We start from the raw sequence: 1,024 nt of genomic DNA on the forward strand, positions 1-1,024 counted from the left end.
ATCACACCCTTTCGAGCGCGATGGCGATGCCCTGGCCGACGCCGATGCACATGGTCGACAGCGCATAGCGGCCGCCGGTCTCTTTCAGCTCCAGCGCCGCCGTGCCGGTGATGCGGGCGCCGGACATGCCGAGCGGGTGGCCAAGGGCGATGGCGCCGCCGTTGCGGTTGACCCTGTTGTCGTCGTCGGCGATGCCGAGCCCGCGCAGCACTGCAAGCCCCTGGCTGGCAAAGGCCTCGTTGAGTTCGATGACGTCGAATTGGTTCTGGGTCAGCCCGAGCCGCGCCATCAGCCTCTGCGAGGCCGGGATCGGGCCGATGCCCATGATCCGCGGCGCCACCCCGGCCGTCGCCGCGCCGAGAATGCGGGCGATCGGCGTCAGGCCATATTTCCTGGCCGCCGCCTCCGAGGCGACGATCAAGGCTGCAGCCCCATCATTGACGCCGGAGGCATTGCCGGCCGTCACCGTGCCGCCCTCCTTTTTGAACGGTGTGCCGAGTTTCGCCAGTGCCTCCATGGTGGTCGCCCGCGGATGCTCGTCCCTCTCGACGACGACCGCCTCGCCCTTGCGCTGCGGGATCGTCACCGGGGTGATCTCCCGGGCCAGCCGGCCATTCTCCTGGGCGGCGGCGGCCTTGGCCTGCGAGCGCAGCGCAAAGCCGTCCTGGTCCGTGCGGCTGACATGATAGTCGGCCGCGACGTTCTCGCCGGTCTCCGGCATCGAATCGACGCCATACTGCGCCTTCATCACAGGATTGACGAAGCGCCAGCCGATGGTGGTGTCGTGGATCTCGGCATGGCGCGAAAACGCCGTCTCCGCCTTCGGCATGACCAAGGGCGCCCGCGACATGCTCTCGACACCGCCCGATACCATCAGCTCGGCCTCGCCGGCCTTGATCGCCCGGGCCGCAGTGATGACCGCATCCATGCCGGAGCCGCACAGCCGGTTGATGGTGGTGCCCGACACCGACAGCGGCAGGCCGGCCAGAAGCAGCGCCATGCGCGCCACGTTGCGATTGTCCTC

1 protein-coding gene is annotated in these 1,024 nt (G+C 68.8%); it reads right to left on the minus strand.

What is annotated here, in order from left to right; translation table 11 throughout:
• Position 1 precedes the first annotated feature (1 nt).
• On the minus strand, positions 2–1,024 hold a 1,023-nt coding region (locus CPY51_RS07380), incomplete at its 5' end, for a 3-oxoadipyl-CoA thiolase (protein WP_111159640.1).

This window comes from Arminella tubonensis, from assembly GCF_003240585.1.
GTDB lineage: Bacteria > Pseudomonadota > Alphaproteobacteria > Rhizobiales > Rhizobiaceae > Rhizobium > Rhizobium tubonense.